The organism is Bradyrhizobium icense (assembly GCF_001693385.1).
GTDB lineage: Bacteria > Pseudomonadota > Alphaproteobacteria > Rhizobiales > Xanthobacteraceae > Bradyrhizobium > Bradyrhizobium icense.
This window is the reverse complement of the sequence record NZ_CP016428.1, coordinates 1,356,990-1,377,560: the sequence shown is the minus strand read 5'-3', so window position 1 is coordinate 1,377,560 and position 20,571 is coordinate 1,356,990. Positions and strand designations below refer to the sequence as shown.

Sequence of the window (20,571 nt, the reverse complement as noted above, 5' to 3'; positions counted from 1 at the left end):
TGTCAACACCGTACCCGGATGCGCGCAGCCTGTCATCGGGCGCGCGCTCGCGCGACCCGGTGGCTCCATTCGGCTGCGATTGGCCGCCTACTCCGCCGCCGACTGCAGCGCCAGCTTTTCGGCACGCACTGCGCAGAATTTGAACTCGGGGATCTTGCCGAACGGATCGAGCGCCGGATTGGTCAAGAGGTTCGCCGCCGCTTCCGCGTAGCAGAACGGCATGAACACCATGTTCTCCGGCACGTCGCGATCGGAGCGGACCTTGACCTCGACGGCGCCGCGGCGCGTTTCCAGTTTGATGAAATCGCCGGGCCAGACGCTGAGCTTGCGCATGTCCTTCGGCGACATGAACGCCACCGCCTCCGGCTCGATCTGGTCGAGCACGGATGCGCGGCGGGTCATCGAGCCGGTGTGCCAGTGCTCGAGCACGCGACCGGTCGAGAGCACCATCGGATATTCGGCATCGGGCACCTCGTCCGGTGCGATCACTTTCGCCGGAACGATCTTGCCGCGGCCGCTCTCAGTCGGGAAGCCCGTGGTGAAAATGATCTCGTTGCCGGGCTTGTTGGGATCGTCGACCGGATAGGTCACCGCGCCCTCGCGCACGAGCCGCTCCCAGGTGATGTTCTTCAACGATGGCATCACCTGCGTCATTTCGGTGAAGACATCGGCCGGGCCGTCGTAGTTCCAGGGCAGGCCCATCCGCTTGCCGATTTCCTGGATGATCCAGAGATCCTGCCGCGCATCGCCCGGCGGCCGGATCACTTCGCGCGCAATCTGCACGCGGCGGTCGGTGTTGGTGAAGGTGCCGCTCTTTTCCGCAAACGCAGACGCCGGCAGGATCACGTCGGCGTGGAACGCAGTCTCGGTGACGAAGAGATCCTGCACCACCAGGTGATCGAGCATGGCAAGCGCGTGACGGGCGTGCTGCAGGTCGGGATCCGACATCGCGGGATTTTCACCCTCGATATACATGCCGTTGATTTGGCCGGCATGGATTGCGTTCATGATCTCGACCACGGTGAGACCGCGAACCGGATCGAGATCCTGATGCCAGAGTTTTTCGAAAGGCTCGCGCAGATCCGTGCGTCCGACCGGCTGATAGTCCGGCAGGAACATCGGAATCAGGCCCGCGTCGGAGGCGCCCTGCACGTTGTTCTGGCCGCGCAGCGGATGAAGCCCGGTGCCGGGACGGCCGACCTGACCTGTCGTTAGCGCCAGTGCGATCAGGCAGCGCGCATTGTCGGTGCCGTGGATGTGCTGGCTGATGCCCATGCCCCAGAAGATGATCGAGGCCTGCGAGCGCGCGTAAGTTCGTGCCACTTCCTTCAGCGTCTCCGCGGGGATACCGCAGATCGCTTCCATCTTCTCCGGCGGGAATTCCTTGATGCGCTCGGCGAGTTCGTCAAAGCCTTCGGTATAGCCCGCGATATATTGCTGGTCGGTCAGCCCCTCGGTGATGATGGTGTGCAGCATCGCATTCAGCATCGCGACGTCGCTGCCGGGCTTGAAAGCGAGGTGACGCCAGGCGTGGCGCGACAGCGCCTGCCAGCGCGGATCCATCACGATCAGCTTGGCGCCGCGCTTGGCCGCGTTCTTGAGATAGGTCGCGGCGACCGGATGGTTCACGGTCGGATTGGCGCCGATGACGACGATGACTTCAGCGTCCATCGCCGCAGCAAACGGCGCCGACACCGCGCCCGAGTTGAGGCCTTCCATCAAGGCCGCGACCGACGAGGCGTGGCAGAGCCGCGTGCAGTGGTCGACATTGTTGGAGCCAAAGCCGGTGCGCACCAGCTTCTGGAACAGGTAAGCCTCTTCGTTCGAGCCTTTTGCCGAACCGAAGCCGGCGAGCGCCTTGACACCCTTCTCGTCACGAATCTTGACGAGGCCCTTTGCGGCGATATCCAGCGCTTCGTCCCATGAGGCTTCGCGGAAATGCGTGAACGGATTGGCCGGATCGACCTGGTCGTTGGCATCCTTCTTCGCATTCGGCAGCCGCACCAGCGGCTTTGTCAGCCGATGCGGGTGATGGATGTAGTCGAAACCGAAGCGGCCCTTGACGCAGAGCCGGTTGTGGTTGGCCGGGCCGTCGCGGCCCTCGGCGTAGATGACCTTCTCGTCCTTGACCTGATAGGTGACCTGGCAGCCGACGCCACAGAACGGGCAGAGCGAATCCACCTTCTTGTCGGCATAGGTGACGCGGGTCTGCTTCTCGTCCAGCATCACCGAAGGCATCAGGGCGCCGGTCGGACAGGCCTGCACGCACTCGCCGCAGGCCACGCAGGTCGATTCACCCATCGGGTCGTCGAAGTCGAAGACGATCTTGGCGCCGGCATTGCGATAGGCCATGCCGATGACGTCGTTGACCTGCACCTCGCGGCAGGCGCGCACGCACAGGCCGCACTGGATGCAGGCGTCGAGATTGACGCTCATGGCGGGATGGCTGGTATCGCCCTGCCACCGCTCGGCCGCCGGGAAACGGCTCTCGGTGACCTCGACCTTTTCGGCCCAGTGCCAGAATTTCGAATCGGGATCGTGCGAGGTCTCGCGCGCCGGCTGATCGGCGACCAGCAATTCCATCACCATCTTCTGCGCGGCGACGGCGCGGGCGCTTTCGGTCTTCACCTTCATGCCGACGCTCGGCGTGCGCTTGCAGGACGCCGCCAGCACGCGCTCGCCCTCGATCTCGACCATGCAGGCGCGGCAGTTGCCGTCGGGCCGGTAGTCCGGCTCCGGCGAATAGCACAGATGCGGAATTTCCTTCTGGTGGCGTTTTGCCACCTGCCAGATGGTCTCGCCCGCGTTGGCCTCGACCTGTTGGCCGTCGAGTTCGAACTTGATCTTGGTCATTCCGCGGCCTCTTTCGGCACGAATTCTTCCGGAAAATATTTAATCACTGACGTCAGCGGATTCGAGGCGGCTTGTCCAAGCCCGCAGATCGAGGCGTCGCGCATCGCCTGGCTCAATTGGTCCAGCAGTTCGCGGTTCCAGACCGGCCGCTGCATCAAAAGCGCGGCCTTCTGGGTTCCAACACGGCACGGCGTGCACTGGCCGCAGCTTTCATCCTCGAAGAATTTCATCAGGTTCAGCGCCGCGCCCTTCACGCTGTCCTGCTCGGACAGGATGACGACGGCGGCGGAACCGATGAAGCAGCCGTATTTTTCCAGCGTGCCGAAATCGAGCGGGATGTTGTCCATCGATGCCGGCAGGATGCCGCCCGACGCGCCGCCCGGCAGATAGGCGTGGAAGGTATGACCGTCGGCCATGCCGCCGCAGAACTCGTCGATCAGTTCGCGCACGGTAACGCCTGATGGCGCCAGCTTCATGCCGGGATTTTTCACGCGGCCCGAGACCGAGTAGCTGCGCAAGCCATGACGGTCGTTGCGGCCGTGGCTCTTCCACCACTCTGCGCCCTTCTCGACGATGTCGCGCACCCACCACAGCGTCTCGATGTTGTTGATCAGCGTCGGCAGGCCGAACAGGCCGACCTGGAACGGGTAAGGCGGCTTGTGCCGGGGAAGACCGCGCTTGCCCTCGATCGATTCGAGCAGCGAGGATTCCTCGCCGCAGATATAGGCGCCCGCGCCGCGGCGCATATGCAAGACCGGACCACCCGGCGGCAGCTTTGCGATCTCACGCGTAAGAATTTCGCGTGAGGCCGGATATTCGTCGCGGATGTAGATGTAGACGTCTGTGGCCTCGACCACATGCGCTCCGATCAGCATGCCCTCGATGAAGCGATGCGGATCGGTTTCGAGATAGAAGCGGTCCTTGAACGTGCCGGGTTCGCCCTCGTCGCCATTGATCGCCATCAGCCGCGGGCCGGGCTCACCCAGCACCGCACGCCATTTGCGTCCCGTCGGAAAGCCTGCGCCACCGAGCCCGCGCAGCGAAGCGTCATCGAGCGACTTCAGCAGATCCTCCCTGCTCATTTCGCCCGAGCGCAGGCGGTTGAGCAGCTTGTAGCCACCGCCGGCCACATAGGCCTCGTAGTCGGTATATTCGGGCAGATGCGCGTGGGTGTCGCCGGCTTTCGCGGCCGCCAGTACATTCGTCACCGTCGCATGATCGACGAAGTGATGGCCGACTTCGGCGGCGGGCGCGGTATCGCAGCGGCCAACACAGGGCGCGCGCACGACGCGGATGCCGGGGCCGGCACTGTCCTGCAGTTCATGCAGCAGCTTTTCCGCGCCCATCATGGCGCAGGTCAAGGAATCGCAAACGCGAATGGTCAGCGGTGCGATGTCAGGCGCGCCCTCCTTCACCACGTCGAAATGTGCATAGAAAGTCGCGGTCTCGAACACTTCCGCAAATGACAGCTTCATCTCGTCGGCGAGCGCTGCCAGATGCGCGGCCGAGATCTGGTGATACTTGTCCTGGATCAGGTGCAGGTGCTCGATCAGCAGGTCGCGCCGCCGCGGCCGGTCGCCGAGCAGGAGCCCGATATCGTGGGCGGCGGTGGGGTCGACCTGACGGCCCTTCTGCGTCGCCTTGGCCCGCTTCCGTCCCGCGCCCGGATGATCGAACGAGCGGACTTTTTGTAGGTCGTGTACGTCGTGATCCATCGAAACGTCTCGTTCCCTGCCGATGTCTTGCTGCGAGCTTAGTTCGTGGCATGCCAGATGCCAAGCTAATTATCGCGCTCTGATAGGCATTTAAGGCGGCAGGCGGGAGCGCAGCATAGATTTGGCCGCGCTTGGCGCGAACCATGCCGGGCCTGCCTTGCCCGATGACGGATGAGACCTCGTATTGATCCCGAGATCAATAAAGCAGTCTCATGTTGCGATTGCGAACGCGTATCGATTGACTCTGCGATTGCTCGATACGAATCCAAAATGATCCGCAAGCAGTCCGCAATAGCATCATTATGCATGATGCCTCGCGGGCCAGCTCAGTTCCCCGGCGTGTCCGCTTTCTCGATCAAGAACACGATACGGCTCTCCGCGCGCTCGGCGATCTCGACCTTGTCACCGGTTTCCCGGATCAGGTTGGGAATATCGATTACCGACAGCGGATCGGTGCAATGTACTTCGAGAAAATGGCCCGGCGTGACCGCCTTCAGCGCCTTGCGCGTTTTCAGCGCCGGCAAGGGACATTTCAGTCCGGTAAGATCGAGCTTGGTCGTGGTGGCCATGTCTCGAACATGGCGAAGCAGAGACACAACGTCAACATAGCGTTTTCGAGCGAAATGGGTACCGGTTCGCGTCAAGATAACGCATCAAACAAGAAGCTACACCAGACTTGCGTAGGACAGAAAGCCGACTGTCTGGCCGGGCTCGATCAGCGTCACCTCTTCGCCCAGTTCAACCAGGCCGTCGGTGTCGACCAGTGACGACAACAGTCCTGCGCCCTCGCGCGGAAACTTCTCCGCTTCGAGCACGCCATCGGCACCCTTGCGCAAGCTGACGCGGACATATTCGCGGCGCGAAATCTTCTTCTTGTAGCTGAAGGCGGCGCGAACCGGCATCGGCAGAAGCGGCTCCGGCCGCGCGCCGGACAGCGCGAGAATGGTCGGCCGCACCACGTGAACGAAGGTGACAAAACTCGCCACCGGATTGCCCGGCAGTCCGATGAACGGCGTACCGCCGATGATGCCCATCGCAACGGGGCGACCCGGCTTGATCGCCATCCGCCACAGCACCAGCCTGCCGACGCTTTCGACGCTTGCCTTGACATGGTCCTCTTCACCGGTCGAAACGCCGCCCGTCGTGAGGATCAAATCATGGCTGCCGGCCACCTCCTGCAGCGCGCGGGCCAGCGAGGCGCGATCGTCCCTGATGATGCCGAGATCGCTGACCTCGCAGCCGAGCCGCGACAACATCGCCATCAGCATGAAGCGGTTGGAATCGAAGAGTTGCGCCGCGGCGCGCGCTTCGCCGGGCGAGGCCAGTTCGTTGCCGGTAGAGAACACCGCGACGCGGATACGCCTGACAACTTCGAGCCGTGTCAGGCCGAACGCCGCGGCAAGCGCGACATCCTGCGGCCGCAGCCGCTGACCGGCATGCAGCGCCGCAACGCCGGAGGGAATGTCTTCGCCCGCGGGCCGCACATTGGCCCCCGGCTTGAGGCCCGCAGGAAGCACCACCTTGTCGCCCTCGACGCGCACGTCTTCCTGCATGAACACGGTATCCGCGCCTTCGGGCATCGGCGCACCGGTGAAGATGCGCGTCGCCTGCCCCGGCTTGAGTGGCCCAGATGCGGAGCTACCCGCCTGAACACGACCGGTAACCGGAATTGCCTGTTCCTCCTTCTGCGGCAGGTCGCGGCTCGAAACCGCATAGCCATCGACGGCGGAATTGGTGAAGGGCGGCAGTGGCAGCGGCGCCAAAATCTCGTGCGCAAGGATCCGGCCATCGGCGCGGCCGAGCGTGACTGTCTCGACATCCACGACCGACGTCACGCGCGTGGCAATGAGCCCGACGGCCTCATCGACCGACATCATCGGACCGCCGAAGGCAAAGCAATCGTCGGACAATTGCGCCATGTGCCTGATCAGCCCTCAGCTTCGCATTTGGCCAGCACGTCTTCGAGCGATATCGCAGACCGCAACATCATCGCCGCCACCGCCTCGATATCGTCGAGATGGGCAGTCGGCAACTTGGTTTCAACCGCCGTATCGGTGGCGATTCCGACAATGCCGGGATCGTCGGGGAACAGCAGCGGCTTTTCATTCGCGGCGCGGTAAACCTCGATCTTGCGGTGCGGCTCGCGCTTAAAGCCCTCGACGACGACGAGATCGACCGGCGACATCTTCGCCAGCAGTTCCGGCAATCGTGGTTCATGCGCCCCGCGCAGCTCATGCATCAGCGCCCAGCGCCGGCCCGACGATACCAGAACTTCGGCCGCGCCGGCCTCGCGATGCCGCCAGGAATCCTTGCCGGGCACGTCGACATCGAAGGCGTGATGGGCATGCTTGATCACGGACACGCGCAGGCCCTGTTTTAAGAGTTGCGGGATCGCCCGCGTCAGCAAGGTGGTCTTGCCGGCGCCGCTCCATCCCGCGAGGCCTATCACTTTCATCACATTCTCCGACGGCGGCCCGTCATTGCGGCGAGCGAAGCGACGAAGCAATCCAGACCTTTGTCGAGGACGGGCTCATGGATTGCTTCGCAGCGCTCGCAATGACGAGCTGAGGCCGCATTGTTCATGCCCGGAAATGCTTTATATCGGCTGGAAGCCATTGTCATGCTAACCTGCGTCCCATGATGAAGATGGAAAAAGCCCCAGCCCCCCTGATCGTGCCGAATCCCGAGGATCCGCGGCTGACGGAGCGCGTGGCCGGGACCGATCAGACGGGCGCGGCCGTCGAAATCCGGGTGCCGGTGGAGCGGCCGCTGACGCTATATCTGAACGCGCAGGAGATCGTCACCATGATGACGATCGGCGACTATCCGGAATATCTGGCGCTCGGCTATCTCCTGAACCAGAATATGCTGAAATACGACGACGTCGTTACCGAGGTCGAATATGACGACGATCTTCAGGTCGTGGTGGTGCGCACCGAGCACCACACCAATTTCGAGGCGAAGCTAAGGAAGCGCACGCAGACGTCCGGCTGCGCCCAGGGCACGGCGTTCGGCGACCTGCTCGAAGCGGTGGAAAGCGTGGCACTGCCGAAGGCCGAGCTTCGTACATCGTGGCTCTACGAGATGACCCGCACCATCAACACCATGCCCTCGCTCTATCTGGAGGCGGGCGCGATCCATGGCTGCGTGCTGTGCAAGGAAGGAGCGCCCGTCTGCTACACCGAGGACGTCGGCCGCCATAACGCGGTCGACAAGATCGCGGGCTGGATCTATCGCCACGGCGTCGATCCCGCCGACAAGATCCTCTACACCACCGGCCGCCTCACCTCGGAAATGGTGATCAAGACGGTGCGGATGGGCATTCCCATTCTGGTCTCGCGCTCGGGCTTCACGGCGTGGGGTGTCGAGCTGGCGCGGCAGGTCGGGCTGACGCTGGTCGGACGCACGCGGGGAAAACGCTTCATCGCGCTGTCGGGACAGGAGCGGATCGTGTTCGACCAGAACCTCGATTATGTCGAGGAAGAATCCGCGCGGCACAAGCGCAAGGGCGAAGAACGTGACGACTAGGATTCCGGGCGTACTGCTCGCCGGCGGCCTCGCGCGGCGGATGGGCGGTGGCGACAAGCCGATGCGCATGATCGCTGGCCGCACCATTCTCGACCGCGTGATCGCGCGGCTGAAACCGCAATGTGACGGCCTGATCCTCAACGCCAATGGCGACCCATCACGCTTCGCGGCGTTCGGCCTGCCGGTCATCGCCGATGGCGTCGCCGACTTTCCCGGCCCGCTCGCAGGTATCCTCGCCGCACTCGACTGGGCTGCGGCCAACCGGCCGGATGTAAAATTTGTTCTCAGCGCCGCCGCGGACTGCCCATTCCTGCCGCGCGATCTGGTGTCGCGGCTGTATGGCGCGGTGGAAGCTGACAATGCCGAGCTGGCCGTTGCCGCCTCCGAAGGCCAGTCACATCCGGTAATCGGATTATGGAGCGTCGGCTTGCGCGAACAATTGCGCCACGCGCTGGTCGTCGAGGACATCAGGAAGATCGACCGCTGGACTGCGCGCTACAGGCTCGCCACGGTGACATGGCCGGTCACGCCGCTCGATCCGTTCTTCAATGCCAACACCATGGACGACATCGCGGAAGCGGAGCGGCTGGCAGCGCTTGATGGGGGTTAGGCGGCCAGATAGCCGCAGGTTCCGCGTTGAACCGGATTGCGGCTGATGGCGACCACTGGGTACCTAAGCGGGCATCCGCCCGCCAGATGTCGAGAAACGCAGATGAGCGAGCTCCTTTTGGGTGTTCTGGCTTTCATCGTTCGGGCGATCACCTTCGCTCTGGATGTCGCGGTGTTCATTTCCGACACTAAGCGGCTCTCCCGCTGGGTTACCGGCAGCAGCACGTTTGCCGCGGTGCCGGCGGAGGCGAAAATTATGACCCCGGCGGCGAAGCGCGCGCTGGCCGAAGCCGAGCAGCGCAACCACTTTCTTTACCTGCCCCGCAAGTAGCGCCGTCCTCTATGGCGCCAGCGGCACGCTCCAGGCGTCGTAGCCGTACACCCGGTCGGTATCGGTCTTGGCGCTGAGCCAGGTGTTGGCACGCGAGGTTGCCTGGATGCGCGCAGTTCGCTCCTTGCGCGTCGCCTCGAAACGACGGAATGCATTGGCAGCGCTCTCCCGCTCGACGCCCTCGAGGCAACGCGACAGCGCCGCGGCAGTCGCGAGCCCACCCATGCCGGCGCCAACAATCGCAATCGATAGCGGTCTTGCCATTCCCATCCCTGCCCCGAGCCGCTTCTGTCGGCGGCTTCTTCAGTTCGCGACTGCGTCAGGCCGGCCGAAATCCCGCCTGCTGCAGCGCCGCGCGGCCCGCTTCGGAAGCCAGCGCGTCGAGAAAGGCCTGCACCGCCGGCCGTTGCTTGCGCGCCTTCACCAGCGCAAAATCATAATGCTCCTCGGCAAAGGGAATGAAACCCAGGTCTGACGCATGTGCGACCGGCGCAATGGTCACGCCCCAATCGGCACGGTGCTGTGCGACGGCAGCCGCCACCGCGTTGTGCGAGCGGGGCTGATTCCAGTAGCCGTCGGGGCGCGCGCCGCCGAGCAGCCGGTCGATCAGGATGCGCGTGCCGGCGCCCTGGTTGCGATTGACCATGATACAGGCGGGGTCGGCCAGTGCCGCGCGTACGGCGTCCTCCGCGCTCAGGCCTTCGAAGCGCCTGTCACCTTTGCTGAAGACGATGCCTTGCATGCGACGCCAGCCCGATACCAGTTCGAGTCCGTCTGCGAGAAAAGGCGTGTTGTAGGTCTCGGTCTTCTCATCGAACAAATGGATCGGCGCAAGATCGCACTCGCCGCGCTTGGCGGCCGATAGCCCGCCCAGGCTGCCGACCGCGATCGAGCGCACGGTGAGTCCAGCAAGCGCCAGCGGCGCGGTGACGAGATCGAGCCCGGTGCAATGGCTGCCGACGATGACGAGATCTGGCACCCGCACGTGCGGCGTGAACAGCGTCACTTCGGTCTCGCTGCCGGCCAGCATCTGGTCAGCCAGTGCATCGATCCGCAGAAAGCCATCGGCCTGTGCAAAGGAGGTGATGGCGCCGGAGCCTTTGCCGGTGGGATAGGCAATCAATCCGTCCGCGCCTTCGACCAGCGATACCATGACGAACTCGGTGCGGCCGAGTTCGGAGGCGATCCGCACGGGCACGCGTGCGTTGACCTTGGCATCCGAACGCGGCGGCAGGCCGGCCATGCGCCGCAGCACCGGCACGATCATGTCGTGGAAGGTGAACATCGCCGAGGTCGGAAATCCCGGCAGGATGATCACGGGCTTGCCGTCGCATACTGCAAGGCACAGCGGCTTGCCGGGCTTGAGCGCAACGCCATGGGCGATGATGCCGGGCTTGCCGAGCCGGCCGATGATGCGGTGGGAGACATCGCCCGCGCCCTTGGACGTGCCGCCTGACAGCACCAGCATGTCGCTGCCCGCGAGCGCATCGCGCATCGCGGATTCGAGCTGCGCCTCATCATCGGCGATGGCACCAAGAAAATTTGCCTCGCCACCATTCTCCGTGATCGCCGCAGTGACGATCGCGCCATTGATGTCATAGATCGCAGCCGGCCGCAGCGAATGGCCAGGCTGCACCAGTTCATCGCCGGTGGAAAGGATCGCAACGCGTGGCCGCCGCGCGACGGTCGCTTCCGCGATGCCGCAGGCCGCCAGCATTCCGATCTCGCGCGAGCCGATGACGGTGCCGGCGCGCAGCAGCACTTCGCCGCGGGCGATGTCGGAGCCGGCATAGGACACGAATTGACCAGGCGAGGCGGCTCGGCGGATGTCGATCGCGCGATGTCCCGCCGGCTGTGTATGCTCGACCATGATGACGGCGTCCGCCCCGCGCGGCACCGGACCGCCGGTCGCGATCGGCGTGGCCGTTCCCGACAATACCGGCCGCGTCGGCGCGGTACCGCAGGCGATCACTTCGTCGTTCAGCATCACGCGTACCGGCGAAGCCTCGCGGGCAGAAGCAAGGTCGGCGGAACGCACTGCAAAGCCATCGACGTTGGAGCGATCGAACGGCGGCACATCGATCGGCGCCACGACGTCTTCGGCGAGCGCGCAGCCCAGCGCATCCGCAAGCGGCCGTTGCTCGCTCGGCACGGCACGCGGTAACAAGGCGGCCTCGAAACGGGCCAGCGCATCCTCGCGCGACAGGATCGTCAGGAACTGGTCCTGCTCGTTACTGTCGCGATCTCTGGGCGACGGCGTATTGGTCATTCCCGAACTCATATCAATCCCGCAACATATAGGCATCGACCGGGCTGCCCGCCGCAAATCCTTCCGAGCTGCCGGGCACAACGAGCCAGGCTTCGGCGCGGGCAATTGCCGCCAGCGACAATTCGCCCACGGCAAGCGTGATCCATCTATCCTGCTCCCGCTGCAGCAACACGATCTCGGCGACGCCGACCTGAGATGCAATCTTGCGCGCTAGCGGCAAATTGACGGTTTGTCGGCAGTTCCGACCCGAGAGCCGATCGAGTACGGGACGCGCCAGCGTCCACCAAGCCGCAACGGCCTGATCCGGCGCGCCCGGCAGCACGACGACGGGCATCTTGCCGATGCGCCCGACGGCCGCGGTACGGCCGGGCTGCAGGGCAATGCCGTGGGCGAGAATTTTGCCGCGCGCGGACAAGGCCGTCACCGCCGCATCGGTGCGACCGACGCCGGAACCGCCGACGATCAGAAGCAGATCGCCAGCGCTATCATCCAGTGCCGCCGCAATCGATCCGGCATCGCGTCCCGCGGCCGTCAGGGACACGGCTTCGGCGCCTGCGGCGCATGCGCTCTCGGCGATCAGCTCCGCCGTCATGCTGCCGCCGGGGACGTTGACGATACCGAGCCGCGGACGGCGGACTTTCAAGCGCTCCATTCCAACAGCGCGCGCGATGAGGAGATGGCGCGGCAGCACGGGCCGCCCGGCCTCCGCGACCGGACTGCCCGCCGCGATATCGCTGCCGGCCCGGCGCACGCCCTGCCCCGGGATAGCCTCCGCCAGCACCTGCGGGAGCGGACCGGAGATGTCGAGAGAATCGGAATCCAGCACGCAGTCGCAACCATCCGGCATGGCCTCGCCGGCCTCGACCCAGGCCGGCGGCGCCGACAACGGCAAGGGCGAATACGACGATGCGCCGACGAGATCGCGCGCGCAAAACGCGTAGCCGTCGGCCGCGGCGATATCGCGCGGCGGATGAGTCTTGAGCGGCGGCATCTCGGCAGCAATGCAACGTAGCGCCTCGACAAGCGTTGGTTCGACCGGCGCCACCGGTTCCACGCCCTGCAGCAGCGCATCGAGCGCCTTTTCAAGCGGCGTAAGTGAGGTTGGCAGGCGCTGCGGCGAGGTCATGGCTCGCCTATGCCCTGAATCGGGCCGGAAATAAACAGAACCCGGTACCGCTCGCAGGCGAGCCCTCCCTGCCGCGACGTTGACGTCACGGCAAAATAGTTGCAAATGAGACCAATCGGCGGATCAACCGCCTGCAAAAAACCAACGGCCAACGCGCCGATTCGAGGGGAGAAAACAGGGATGTTCGCCAGGAACCTTTCCAGGCTTGCCGTGCTCATGGCCGCGACGCTGGCGCCAGCCGCAGCACTCGCGCAAATTTCAGACGACGTGGTCAAGATCGGCGTCCTCACCGACATGAACGGGCCGGCGGCGACACCGACCGGCCAGGGCTCGGTCACCGCCGCGCAAATGGCAATCGACGATTTCGGCGGCAAGGTGCTGGGCAAGCCGATCAGCATCATCGTCGGCGACCACCAGCTCAAGCCTGACATCGGCGGCGGCATCGCGCGGCGCTGGTACGACGTCGATCAGGTCGATCTGATCGTCGACGTGCCGGTGTCTGCCGTGGGGCTGGCGGTGCAAGGCATCGCCAATGAAAAAAAGAAGCTGTTCATCACGCATTCCACCCTCACTGCGGACTTCCACGGCAAATCCTGCTCGCCCTACGCGATGCAGTGGGTGATCGACACCCGTTCGCTCGCGGTCGGCACCGCGCAGGCGGTGGTGAAGCGCGGCGGCGATAGCTGGTTCTTCATCACCGATGACTACGCGTTCGGCCATTCGCTCGAACGCGATGCTTCGAGCGTCGTCACCGCCAATGGCGGCAAGGTGCTGGGCTCGGTGCGTCCACCGCTCGCCACGCCCGATCTGTCGTCCTTCGTGCTGCAGGCGCAGGCTTCGAAGGCCAAGATCATCGGCATCGCGGCAGGCCCGCCAAACAACATGAACGAGATCAAGACCGCCGCCGAGTTCGGCGTTTTCAAGGGCGGACAGCAGATGGCGGCCTTGCTCGCGCTGATCACAGACATTCATTCGCTGGGATTGCCGGCAGCCCAGGGCCTGTTGCTGACGACGTCATTCTACTGGGACATGGACGACAAGACCCGCGAATGGTCGAAGCGCTATTTCGCCAAAATGAACCGGATGCCGACGATGTGGCAGGCCGGCGTCTATTCCTCGGTCATGAGCTATCTCAACGGCATCAAGGAAGCAGGCACCGACGAGCCGCTGAAAGTGGCGGCGAAGATGCGCGAGAAGCCGGTCGAGGATTTCTTCTCCCGCAACGGCAAACTGCGCGAGGACAATCTGATGGTGCACGACCTGTGGCTGATGCAGGTCAAGAAGCCCGAGGAATCGAAATATCCATGGGACTATTATCAGATCCTCGCCAAGATTCCCGGCGACGAAGCGTTCGGGCCGCCCGATCCGGCGTGCGCGATGGTGAAGAAGTGATCTCTGGTCGTCCCTGCGAAAAGCAGGGACCATAACCACAGGGTCGCGTTGTTGCGAAGGCTGGAGCCGTCACCTGACGCAACAACGGGCATTCGTGGTTATGGGTCGGCATTCGCCGGGGCGACGAGTGGAAGCAGATGCGCTCTACTTCGCCACCCCCGCTTCGCGGAAATACTTCATCACACCGGGGTGAACCAGTCCCGTATTCGGCGCCGCCGCCACCGTGTTCGCAGCCGTGGTCTCGCAGGCCTGCGCAAGCTTCTTGCACAGCGCCGCCTCCTGGCCGTGCAGCGTGCGCGCCAACCGGTAGGCGACGTCGTCGGGCAAGCTTTCGCGCGCCAGCACAAAACTCCATGAGCCGATGGAATCGATCGCCGCCGGCTGGTTCGGATAGCTGTTGGCGGGCACCGTCAGCGGTTTGAGGAACGTGTGCTTGGCGCGGACGCGGGCGATCTCGCTGGCGTCGGGTGCGATAAATCGCGCGCCGCCGGGCGCCTGCACCATCGCGGCAAAGCCGGGCCAGCCGACGCCCGCGCCCCACAGCGCGGCGGCGCGGCCGTCCTGGACCATGGCGGGGCCGTCGCCGGCGCGGTCGAGATAGATCGACTTGAAGTCCTCGTCCTGCTTCAGCCCGATGCCGTCGAGGATATAGCGCGACAGGATCGGCAGGCCCGAGCCCTTCGCGCCGAACGCGACCGGCTGGCCGACCAGATCCCGGATCGTCTTGTAGGGACTGCCCGCCCGCACCACGAACATGCCGGGGCTGGAATACATCGCGGTCAGGATTTTCAGCTTCGTCGCCGGCCGGCCGATGCCCATGAAGGCTTCGTAGGCGGGCTCCCCCGCCACCAGCGCGATATCGAGCTTGTCGGATTCCAGCAGCGGGATGTTTTCGTTGGAGCCCTTGGTGTTGCGCGGCTCGATCGACAGCGCCGGATCGGCGGCATTCATCACTTCCGCAAAGGCATTGCCATAAACCGGAAAGCCGCCGCCCGGCGTCGCGGTTCCCAGGCTGATTGCGCTCTTGGAAATGGCCTTGCCTCCCTCCTGCGCCACGGCGGCGCCGGCAAACAGGAGCAGGCCGACGCAGGCGATCCGAGCGAGTTTCATTGTTGGCCTCAAGCGTTCGGTGACGAATGATGCACGAGAGGTTTTAGGCAACCAGAAGGGCTTGTGAAAGCGTGTTTTCTACCCCGATCCCGGCATTGCCGTATCGCTGTCATGCCTGTAAACGATGGCGGCACCGTTGCCGGCCGCCCTTCCCGCGGCCGCCCCGCGGCGGGGCCTGTAGCTCAATGGTTAGAGCCGGCCGCTCATAACGGTCTGGTTGCAGGTTCGAGTCCTGCCGGGCCCACCAGCCTTCGCGCGCTTCGGCTAGGCAAGCCCGTGCCACAAATTCCAGGCGAAGCGAGCGAAGGCTGTCGCGCCGAAGCCCACGGGGCGAAGGCGGACCGGTCTCGCTCCCAACCAAAATATCGAAAACAACCCCATGCAAAGTAGCGCGGCGGTCCCAAGGCTGCTTCGAAGGACACCAAAGACATTTGACACATCGGGCAAATCAGTGGTTCAAACCCAATATCGCATCCACGATTGAGTGTCGCACCCGTTAATCTCGGCGGCGGAAATTGTTGCTGGACCTTCGATTTGGCCAGGGCCTCCGCAGTTCAATCGTAGAATCGGCGACCTTAAGCGGCACCTGCAAAGCGTTCTTGACGGCATGCTGTCGAGCAGACCCGAAAGCCAGAGCAAAGACGGGCGAGCCGTTGGGGGTTTTCTCGGGACCCCCATGACCTTCTCGTAGTGTCAGGTGACAGAAAAACCGCGTGCACCCCGCCGACGCTCAAGCTCGCCGGGCCACACGCGATCACGGTTCCTGCGTACCGATTGGCGCAACCGTGAGCCCTTCGATGCCGCTGCGTGCGACGGAGTCCGCCAGAAAGCCGCTCGAGCGCATCTCGCCGAGTGCCGCGTTGACCAACTGAAGCCGGTCCTGGTGATCGAGTGGCACGGCCACGGCTTGCGGCACACCATAAAAGTTGTCGTCGAGCATTCGCAAGCCAGGAACGCCGCGCGTCCCGCTGGAGAGCCGCTGTCGCCCACCTGCGAAGGCAGTCACCTCCCCGTTCCGAAGCCACTGGACGGCATCTCGCAAGGTATAGTCGGGCGTCTCTCGTACCTTCGCTGCGGTCAGCCGCTGCTTCAGCCACACGCCGACGCTGTCATCGGAATTCACCCCGATCACCTGACCAGGTCGGTCCAGCTCCTTCACGGACGACAGCGGGGAATCGGCACGCACAAGCGCACTCTGCTGCACCAGCATGTATGTCCGGGAGTAGAGTACAACACCAGTGCGCTCCGGGTTCGGAGCGACAAACCCGATGTCGGCGTGGCCGCTTCGAACCGCATCGAGCACCGCAGCGGCCGTCGGGAGCGGCGTGATGCTGACCGGCACATCAGCCCGGCGGGCCAGCTCGCGCGCGATGTCGGCGACCACACCCGAAACTGTGCCGGTTGCCGGGTCGACGCGACCTTGCGCGACGTTCGGACCGATATACGCAGCGCGCAGCGTGCCGCTCGGCGCAAGCACCGGGTCGGCAGCCCTCCCAGGACACGCGAGCAAGACCGCAAACAGCAAGAGCAAAGCGCAGCGTATGAGAAAGATCATCAGGCACCGTGCGCCGTCTTCGTTCAGCGGCTGAGCGGCGCGAGTTCTGCGGTCAAGGGCAAACTGATCATCTATCGGGAGCTGTCTCGGCTCAAAGGTAATGCAATCGATCTGCTCAAGCACCGCGATCTCAAACGTTGTCAAACTGCTGCTTCCAGAAGGCCACATTATTTGACGTTGCCTGAGATCCATCCGAGCAGGAAATCCGCCACCTGAAGGTTGTTCCCGTCCTGCATCATCATGTGGGAGTTACCCTTCATCCCCACGTCCGGAAGCCGTACGAGGCTAGCCTTGCCTTCCTGCTGCTTGTTGATGCGTTCCACGACAGCCTTTCGTCCTTCGTAGCGCGGGCGGCCGGTAAAGACGGGAGAGTCCAGGTGATCGCCGAACAGTTCGAGCACCGGGATGCCCCGATAAGCTTCGATCTGGGCCTCGGTGGGGACGATAGCTTGCGCGCCTTCGATGTTGACCACCGCCTTGACCAGACGCGGTCGCATCTCCACGAGAGCGTCCGCAAAGGGGCCGGCGAGCGAATGCACGACGACCACGGCCGGACCGATCCTGTCAAGCAAGGCTGCAAGAGCGCGAGGGGCCGTTCCCATCGCGCCACCTTCGAGCGTCGCTTCTCCGAACGGCACGCCTTGCGACCCGAAGGCAGCGAACGCCTCGGTCGGAAATTGAGTGTCCGGAAAACCCGTTCCGGATGTTGGTCCGAAACGAAAGAGGGGCCACGCCAGTTCGGCGGTTACCATGAGCACGTTGCCCGGCAAGGCGGCCACGCTGGACTCGGCCTTCGCCTGGTTGATCGCCGTCGCGTTGAACCCCGAGCGGCCGCGGCCGGGCGTGTCCACGACGTAGACTGCGTAGCCTTTGCGCGCCAAATAGGTCGCCCAGCCCTCGCGACCGTCCGGCGTGGTCTCGTAGCTGGCGCCGGTCAACCCACCGCCATGAACGAGCACGATTGGCGTCGGACTGGTAAGCTGCGCCGGTATCCGATAGTGCACATACATCTGGTTGACGGTCACCGTGCCGGGCCGCGAAGGTCCCGCAGGAGAGGCGCCCGGATGAGTGGACAGCACGGACGTTCCGCTGACGAAGAACATGCCTTCGTCCGCCAGGTTGAGCGGGCCGCCCAGAGATTTCGCCGGCGCTCCCTGGCTCGCGGCAGAGACGGCCAGGAGAACGACGCCAACCAAGAACGAAAAGCGCGATAGCTTATGCATGGACTACCCTCCCCTTATAATTTGATCGTCAGACGGGAGACGGATCGATCAGGCCGCCTCGCTCATCACTGGCTCAATGCGAGCGCTCGTGCTGGGCACCCCTCAGCAGATCCAGCGCCACGTCGATGATCATGTCCTCTTGTCCACCGACCATCTTGCGCCTGCCCAGCTCGACCAGGATGTCGGCGGCCTCCAGTCCGTACTTGTGCGCAGCAGCCTCGGCGTGCCGCAGGAAGCTCGAGTACACGCCGGCGTAACCAAGGGCCAGAGTCTCTCGATCAACGCGCACCGGCCGGTCCTGCAGGGGCCGCACGAGCTTGTCCGCCGCATCCATCAGTGCGTAGAGGTCAGTGCCGTGATTCCAACCCATGCGGTCAGCCACGGCGACAAATACCTCTAGCGGGGCGTTGCCCGCACCGGCGCCCATGCCGGCCAGGCTGGCGTCGATGCGGTCGCAGCCTTCCTCCACGGCGACGATCGAGTTCGCGACGCCGAGACTAAGATTGTGATGGGCGTGCATGCCCGTCTGCGTCTCGGGTCTCAGCACGTCCTTGAACGCCCGGAAGCGGTCCCGCACGTCGTTCATCTTGAGCGCTCCGCCCGAGTCAACGACGTAGACGCAAGTTGCGCCATAGGTTTCCATCAGCTTGGCCTGCTCGGCGAGCTCCAGGGGAGTTGCCATATGGCTCATCATCAGGAAGCCGACGGGGTCCATGCCCAGTTCGCGCGCGTATTCGACATGCTGGCGCGAGACATCCGCTTCAGTGCAGTGCGTCGCCACGCGCACGACGCGGGCGCCCGCCTCGTGGGCCTCGCGCAGATCGTGCGCGGTTCCGATGCCCGGCAGCAGCAGCGTGGCAACCTTGGCCTTCTTCACCGTCTCGGCGACGGCCGATATCCACTCCACGTCGGTGTGCGCACCGAATCCGTAGTTGAAGCTGGACCCTTCGAGACCGTCGCCATGCGCTACCTCGATGCTGTCGACGCCGGCTGCATCCAGCGCCGCCGAGATCGCCTTGACCTGGTCGATGCTGTACTGATGGCGAACCGCGTGGCTGCCATCGCGCAGCGTCACATCAGAGATGTAAAGCTTTTTGCTCATGCCGATATTCCCTGATGGTTCGGAGAAAGTCACGCCGGCTGCTTCAGACCGCGCGCGATGCCCGCCTCGATACGTCGACGGGCCATCATTTCGCCGCAGGCCAGCGCCGCCGATGTCATGATGTCCAGGTTTCCAGCGTAGGAAGGCAGGTAGTGCGCCGCGCCCTCGACCTCAAGGAAGACCGACGTCTTCAGGCCATGCCGGGGCCCAAGCTTCGGCACGTTGAGCGGCACGGCCGGTGGGATGACGTCGAATTGCACCCGCTGCTTGAGCCGGTAGCCCGGCACATAAGTCTGCACACGCGCGACCATCTCCGAGATGCTGGCCTCGATCGCGGCTTGCTCTGCAAGTTCAGACAGCACGAACACGGTGTCGCGCATGATGAGCGGCGGCTCGGCCGGGTTCAGCACGATGACAGCCTTGCCGCGGTCAGCGCCGCCGAGTTTTTCGATCGCCGCACGCGTGGTCTCGGTGAACTCGTCGATGTTTGCCCGCGTGCCCGGCCCGGCCGACTTGCTCGAGATGGACGCCACGATCTCCGCGTAGTGAACTTTCGCGACACGAGATACGGCAGCGACGATGGGAATCGTGGCCTGCCCGCCGCAAGTCACCATGTTCATGTTGGAGGCGTTCTCGGCCTCCAGGTTGATCGCCGGAATCACGTAGGGACCGATCGCCGCCGGGGTGAGATCGATCACCTGGATGCCGTGACGCTGCAGCACCTCGTCGTGGTGTCGGTGAGCGCCTGCCGATGTGGCGTCGAAGACGACGTCGATCTCGGGGAATACGTCCAGCTTGATCAGGCCGTCGATGCCTTCGGCAGTGGTCGCGACGTTGAGACGCTTTGCGCGGGCGAGGCCATCCGACTGGGGATCGACGCCTACCATCGCACCCACTTCGAAGTATCTGGCCTGACGCATCACCTTGATCATGAGATCGGTGCCGATGTTGCCCGAGCCCATGATCGCGGCCTTAACCTTGGGGATCGTTGTGTTGGGCATGCCTCAGTGCTCCATGTGGAAGCCGGCGCCGCCCAGCCGTTCCATCTCGATGGAGACATACTGGCCGGGTTTGACCCATTCCGCCGGCGTGGCGCCGCCCGCCATCACCACCCAGCCGGCCTGTAGCGGCTCACCCGCCGCTTCGGAAAGGCGCGCGGCGGCGACCAGCGACCGAAGCGGGTGGCCGAGGATGGCGGCCGTCGACCCCACCTGCACGACACGGCCGTCGATGCTCATGGTGAGGCCGAGATTGCTGAAGTCCTCGCGGGGGTCGGTCCACGGCCCGACCACGATCCCGCTGGATGACGCGTTGTCGGCGATCACCTCGGGCAACGTGAACTTGAAGTCGCGATAGCGGGAATCGATCACCTCGAGCGCGGGCGCGACCGCCTCCACGCTAGCAAGCGCTTCCGCGGCGGTGACATGGCCTGGCAACTGCTTCTTCAGGAGAAATGCGATTTCCGGTTCGGCACGCGGATGCACGAAACGTGCGAACGATGCCGCCATGCCTTCCTCAATCAGCATATCGTCGGTCAAACGCCCCCAGATGACGTCGCTGAGGCCCATCTGGACCATCTTGGCGCGGCTCGTGAATCCCATCTTCACGCCGACGCGCCGCGCGCCGCGGGACAGGCGACGCTCGATTGACGCGCGCTGGATCGCGTAAGCGTCCTGCAGCGACAAGTGCCCCTCAGGATCGATCTGCGCGACTTCGTGGGCGTCGCGCGCCGCGGCGTCGAGCTGCTCTGCCAATTCC

Annotated in this window: 18 protein-coding genes and 1 tRNA gene; 5 read left to right on the top strand and 14 right to left on the bottom strand. The window is 64.3% G+C overall.

The genetic code is table 11. The annotated features are described in order from the left end of the window. Positions 1-87: 87 nt before the first annotated feature. From fdhF to mobB, 5 genes are all read right to left on the bottom strand, one after another. Positions 88-2,853 (bottom strand): formate dehydrogenase subunit alpha, encoded by a 2,766-nt coding sequence (gene fdhF, locus LMTR13_RS06560; protein ID WP_065727174.1) that lies wholly within the window; start codon positions 2,851-2,853, stop codon positions 88-90. After that, positions 2,850-4,568 (bottom strand): NADH-ubiquinone oxidoreductase-F iron-sulfur binding region domain-containing protein, encoded by a 1,719-nt coding sequence (locus tag LMTR13_RS06555; RefSeq protein WP_065727173.1) that lies wholly within the window; start codon positions 4,566-4,568, stop codon positions 2,850-2,852. The genes fdhF and LMTR13_RS06555 overlap by 4 nt, the downstream gene beginning before the upstream one ends. 326 nt (positions 4,569-4,894) lie before the next feature. After that, positions 4,895-5,137: a sulfurtransferase TusA family protein gene (locus LMTR13_RS06550; RefSeq protein WP_065727172.1), complete on the bottom strand. Its 243-nt coding sequence runs from the start codon at positions 5,135-5,137 to the stop codon at positions 4,895-4,897. A gap of 96 nt (positions 5,138-5,233) precedes the next feature. Next, positions 5,234-6,487, bottom strand: a complete 1,254-nt coding sequence (locus LMTR13_RS06545) for a molybdopterin molybdotransferase MoeA (protein ID WP_065727171.1) — start codon at positions 6,485-6,487, stop codon at positions 5,234-5,236. A gap of 8 nt (positions 6,488-6,495) precedes the next feature. Then, positions 6,496-7,023 carry a molybdopterin-guanine dinucleotide biosynthesis protein B gene (gene mobB, locus LMTR13_RS06540; RefSeq protein ID WP_065727170.1) on the bottom strand — a complete coding sequence of 176 codons (528 nt, stop codon included), beginning with the start codon at positions 7,021-7,023 and terminating at the stop codon, positions 6,496-6,498. A gap of 182 nt (positions 7,024-7,205) precedes the next feature. Between mobB and LMTR13_RS06535 the strand changes: the two genes are divergently transcribed. The 3 genes from LMTR13_RS06535 (at position 7,206) to LMTR13_RS06525 (ending at position 9,036) form a co-directional block, all read left to right on the top strand. Then, entirely contained in the window at positions 7,206-8,096 is an 891-nt protein-coding gene (locus LMTR13_RS06535) for a formate dehydrogenase accessory sulfurtransferase FdhD (protein WP_065727169.1), read from the top strand. Next, complete coding sequence (mobA, locus tag LMTR13_RS06530; RefSeq protein WP_065727168.1) at positions 8,041-8,706, top strand: molybdenum cofactor guanylyltransferase MobA; 666 nt, start codon at positions 8,041-8,043, stop codon at positions 8,704-8,706. Before LMTR13_RS06535 ends, mobA begins: the two co-directional genes overlap by 56 nt. A 102-nt stretch (positions 8,707-8,808) precedes the next feature. After that, positions 8,809-9,036, top strand: coding sequence for a hypothetical protein (locus tag LMTR13_RS06525; RefSeq protein WP_156795455.1), 228 nt, complete (start codon positions 8,809-8,811; stop codon positions 9,034-9,036). A gap of 9 nt (positions 9,037-9,045) precedes the next feature. Here LMTR13_RS06525 and LMTR13_RS06520 read toward each other — a convergent pair whose 3' ends face one another. From LMTR13_RS06520 to LMTR13_RS06510, 3 genes are read right to left on the bottom strand one after another with little or no spacing between them, the layout of a single operon-like run. Continuing rightward, positions 9,046-9,300, bottom strand: coding sequence for a hypothetical protein (locus tag LMTR13_RS06520; RefSeq protein ID WP_236843293.1), 255 nt, complete (start codon positions 9,298-9,300; stop codon positions 9,046-9,048). A 55-nt stretch (positions 9,301-9,355) separates the two neighbouring features. Beyond that, entirely contained in the window at positions 9,356-11,317 is a 1,962-nt protein-coding gene (locus tag LMTR13_RS06515; RefSeq protein WP_156795454.1) for a molybdopterin biosynthesis protein, read from the bottom strand. 1 nt (position 11,318) lies between these two features. Further along, positions 11,319-12,431 (bottom strand): molybdopterin-binding protein, encoded by a 1,113-nt coding sequence (locus LMTR13_RS06510; protein ID WP_065727165.1) that lies wholly within the window; start codon positions 12,429-12,431, stop codon positions 11,319-11,321. Positions 12,432-12,611: 180 nt separating this feature from the next. Between LMTR13_RS06510 and LMTR13_RS06505 the strand changes: the two genes are divergently transcribed. Then, positions 12,612-13,823, top strand: coding sequence for an ABC transporter substrate-binding protein (locus LMTR13_RS06505; RefSeq protein ID WP_065727164.1), 1,212 nt, complete (start codon positions 12,612-12,614; stop codon positions 13,821-13,823). A 144-nt stretch (positions 13,824-13,967) separates the two neighbouring features. Here the strand turns inward: LMTR13_RS06505 and LMTR13_RS06500 are convergent, their stop codons facing one another. Next, positions 13,968-14,933 carry a TAXI family TRAP transporter solute-binding subunit gene (locus tag LMTR13_RS06500; RefSeq protein ID WP_065727163.1) on the bottom strand — a complete coding sequence of 322 codons (966 nt, stop codon included), beginning with the start codon at positions 14,931-14,933 and terminating at the stop codon, positions 13,968-13,970. A 171-nt stretch (positions 14,934-15,104) separates the two neighbouring features. Between LMTR13_RS06500 and LMTR13_RS06495 the strand changes: the two genes are divergently transcribed. Further along, positions 15,105-15,180: transfer RNA gene (locus tag LMTR13_RS06495), tRNA-Ile, on the top strand. Between the two features lie 507 nt (positions 15,181-15,687). On the opposite strand, the gene LMTR13_RS06490 is transcribed toward LMTR13_RS06495, so the two are convergent. The 5 genes from LMTR13_RS06490 to LMTR13_RS06470 all read right to left on the bottom strand — a co-directional run bounded on the left by LMTR13_RS06490 (position 15,688) and on the right by LMTR13_RS06470 (position 20,567). Next, on the bottom strand, positions 15,688-16,632 hold the full coding sequence (locus LMTR13_RS06490; RefSeq protein WP_197521020.1) for a transporter substrate-binding domain-containing protein: 945 nt from the start codon (positions 16,630-16,632) through the stop codon (positions 15,688-15,690). A gap of 23 nt (positions 16,633-16,655) precedes the next feature. Beyond that, positions 16,656-17,711 (bottom strand): alpha/beta fold hydrolase, encoded by a 1,056-nt coding sequence (locus LMTR13_RS06485; RefSeq protein WP_065727161.1) that lies wholly within the window; start codon positions 17,709-17,711, stop codon positions 16,656-16,658. A gap of 73 nt (positions 17,712-17,784) precedes the next feature. After that, positions 17,785-18,813, bottom strand: a complete 1,029-nt coding sequence (gene dmpG / locus LMTR13_RS06480) for a 4-hydroxy-2-oxovalerate aldolase (RefSeq protein ID WP_065727160.1) — start codon at positions 18,811-18,813, stop codon at positions 17,785-17,787. 29 nt (positions 18,814-18,842) lie between these two features. Beyond that, positions 18,843-19,814: an acetaldehyde dehydrogenase (acetylating) gene (locus tag LMTR13_RS06475; protein WP_065727159.1), complete on the bottom strand. Its 972-nt coding sequence runs from the start codon at positions 19,812-19,814 to the stop codon at positions 18,843-18,845. A 3-nt stretch (positions 19,815-19,817) separates the two neighbouring features. Further along, positions 19,818-20,567 (bottom strand): 2-keto-4-pentenoate hydratase, encoded by a 750-nt coding sequence (locus LMTR13_RS06470; protein ID WP_236843292.1) that lies wholly within the window; start codon positions 20,565-20,567, stop codon positions 19,818-19,820. Positions 20,568-20,571 lie beyond the last annotated feature (4 nt).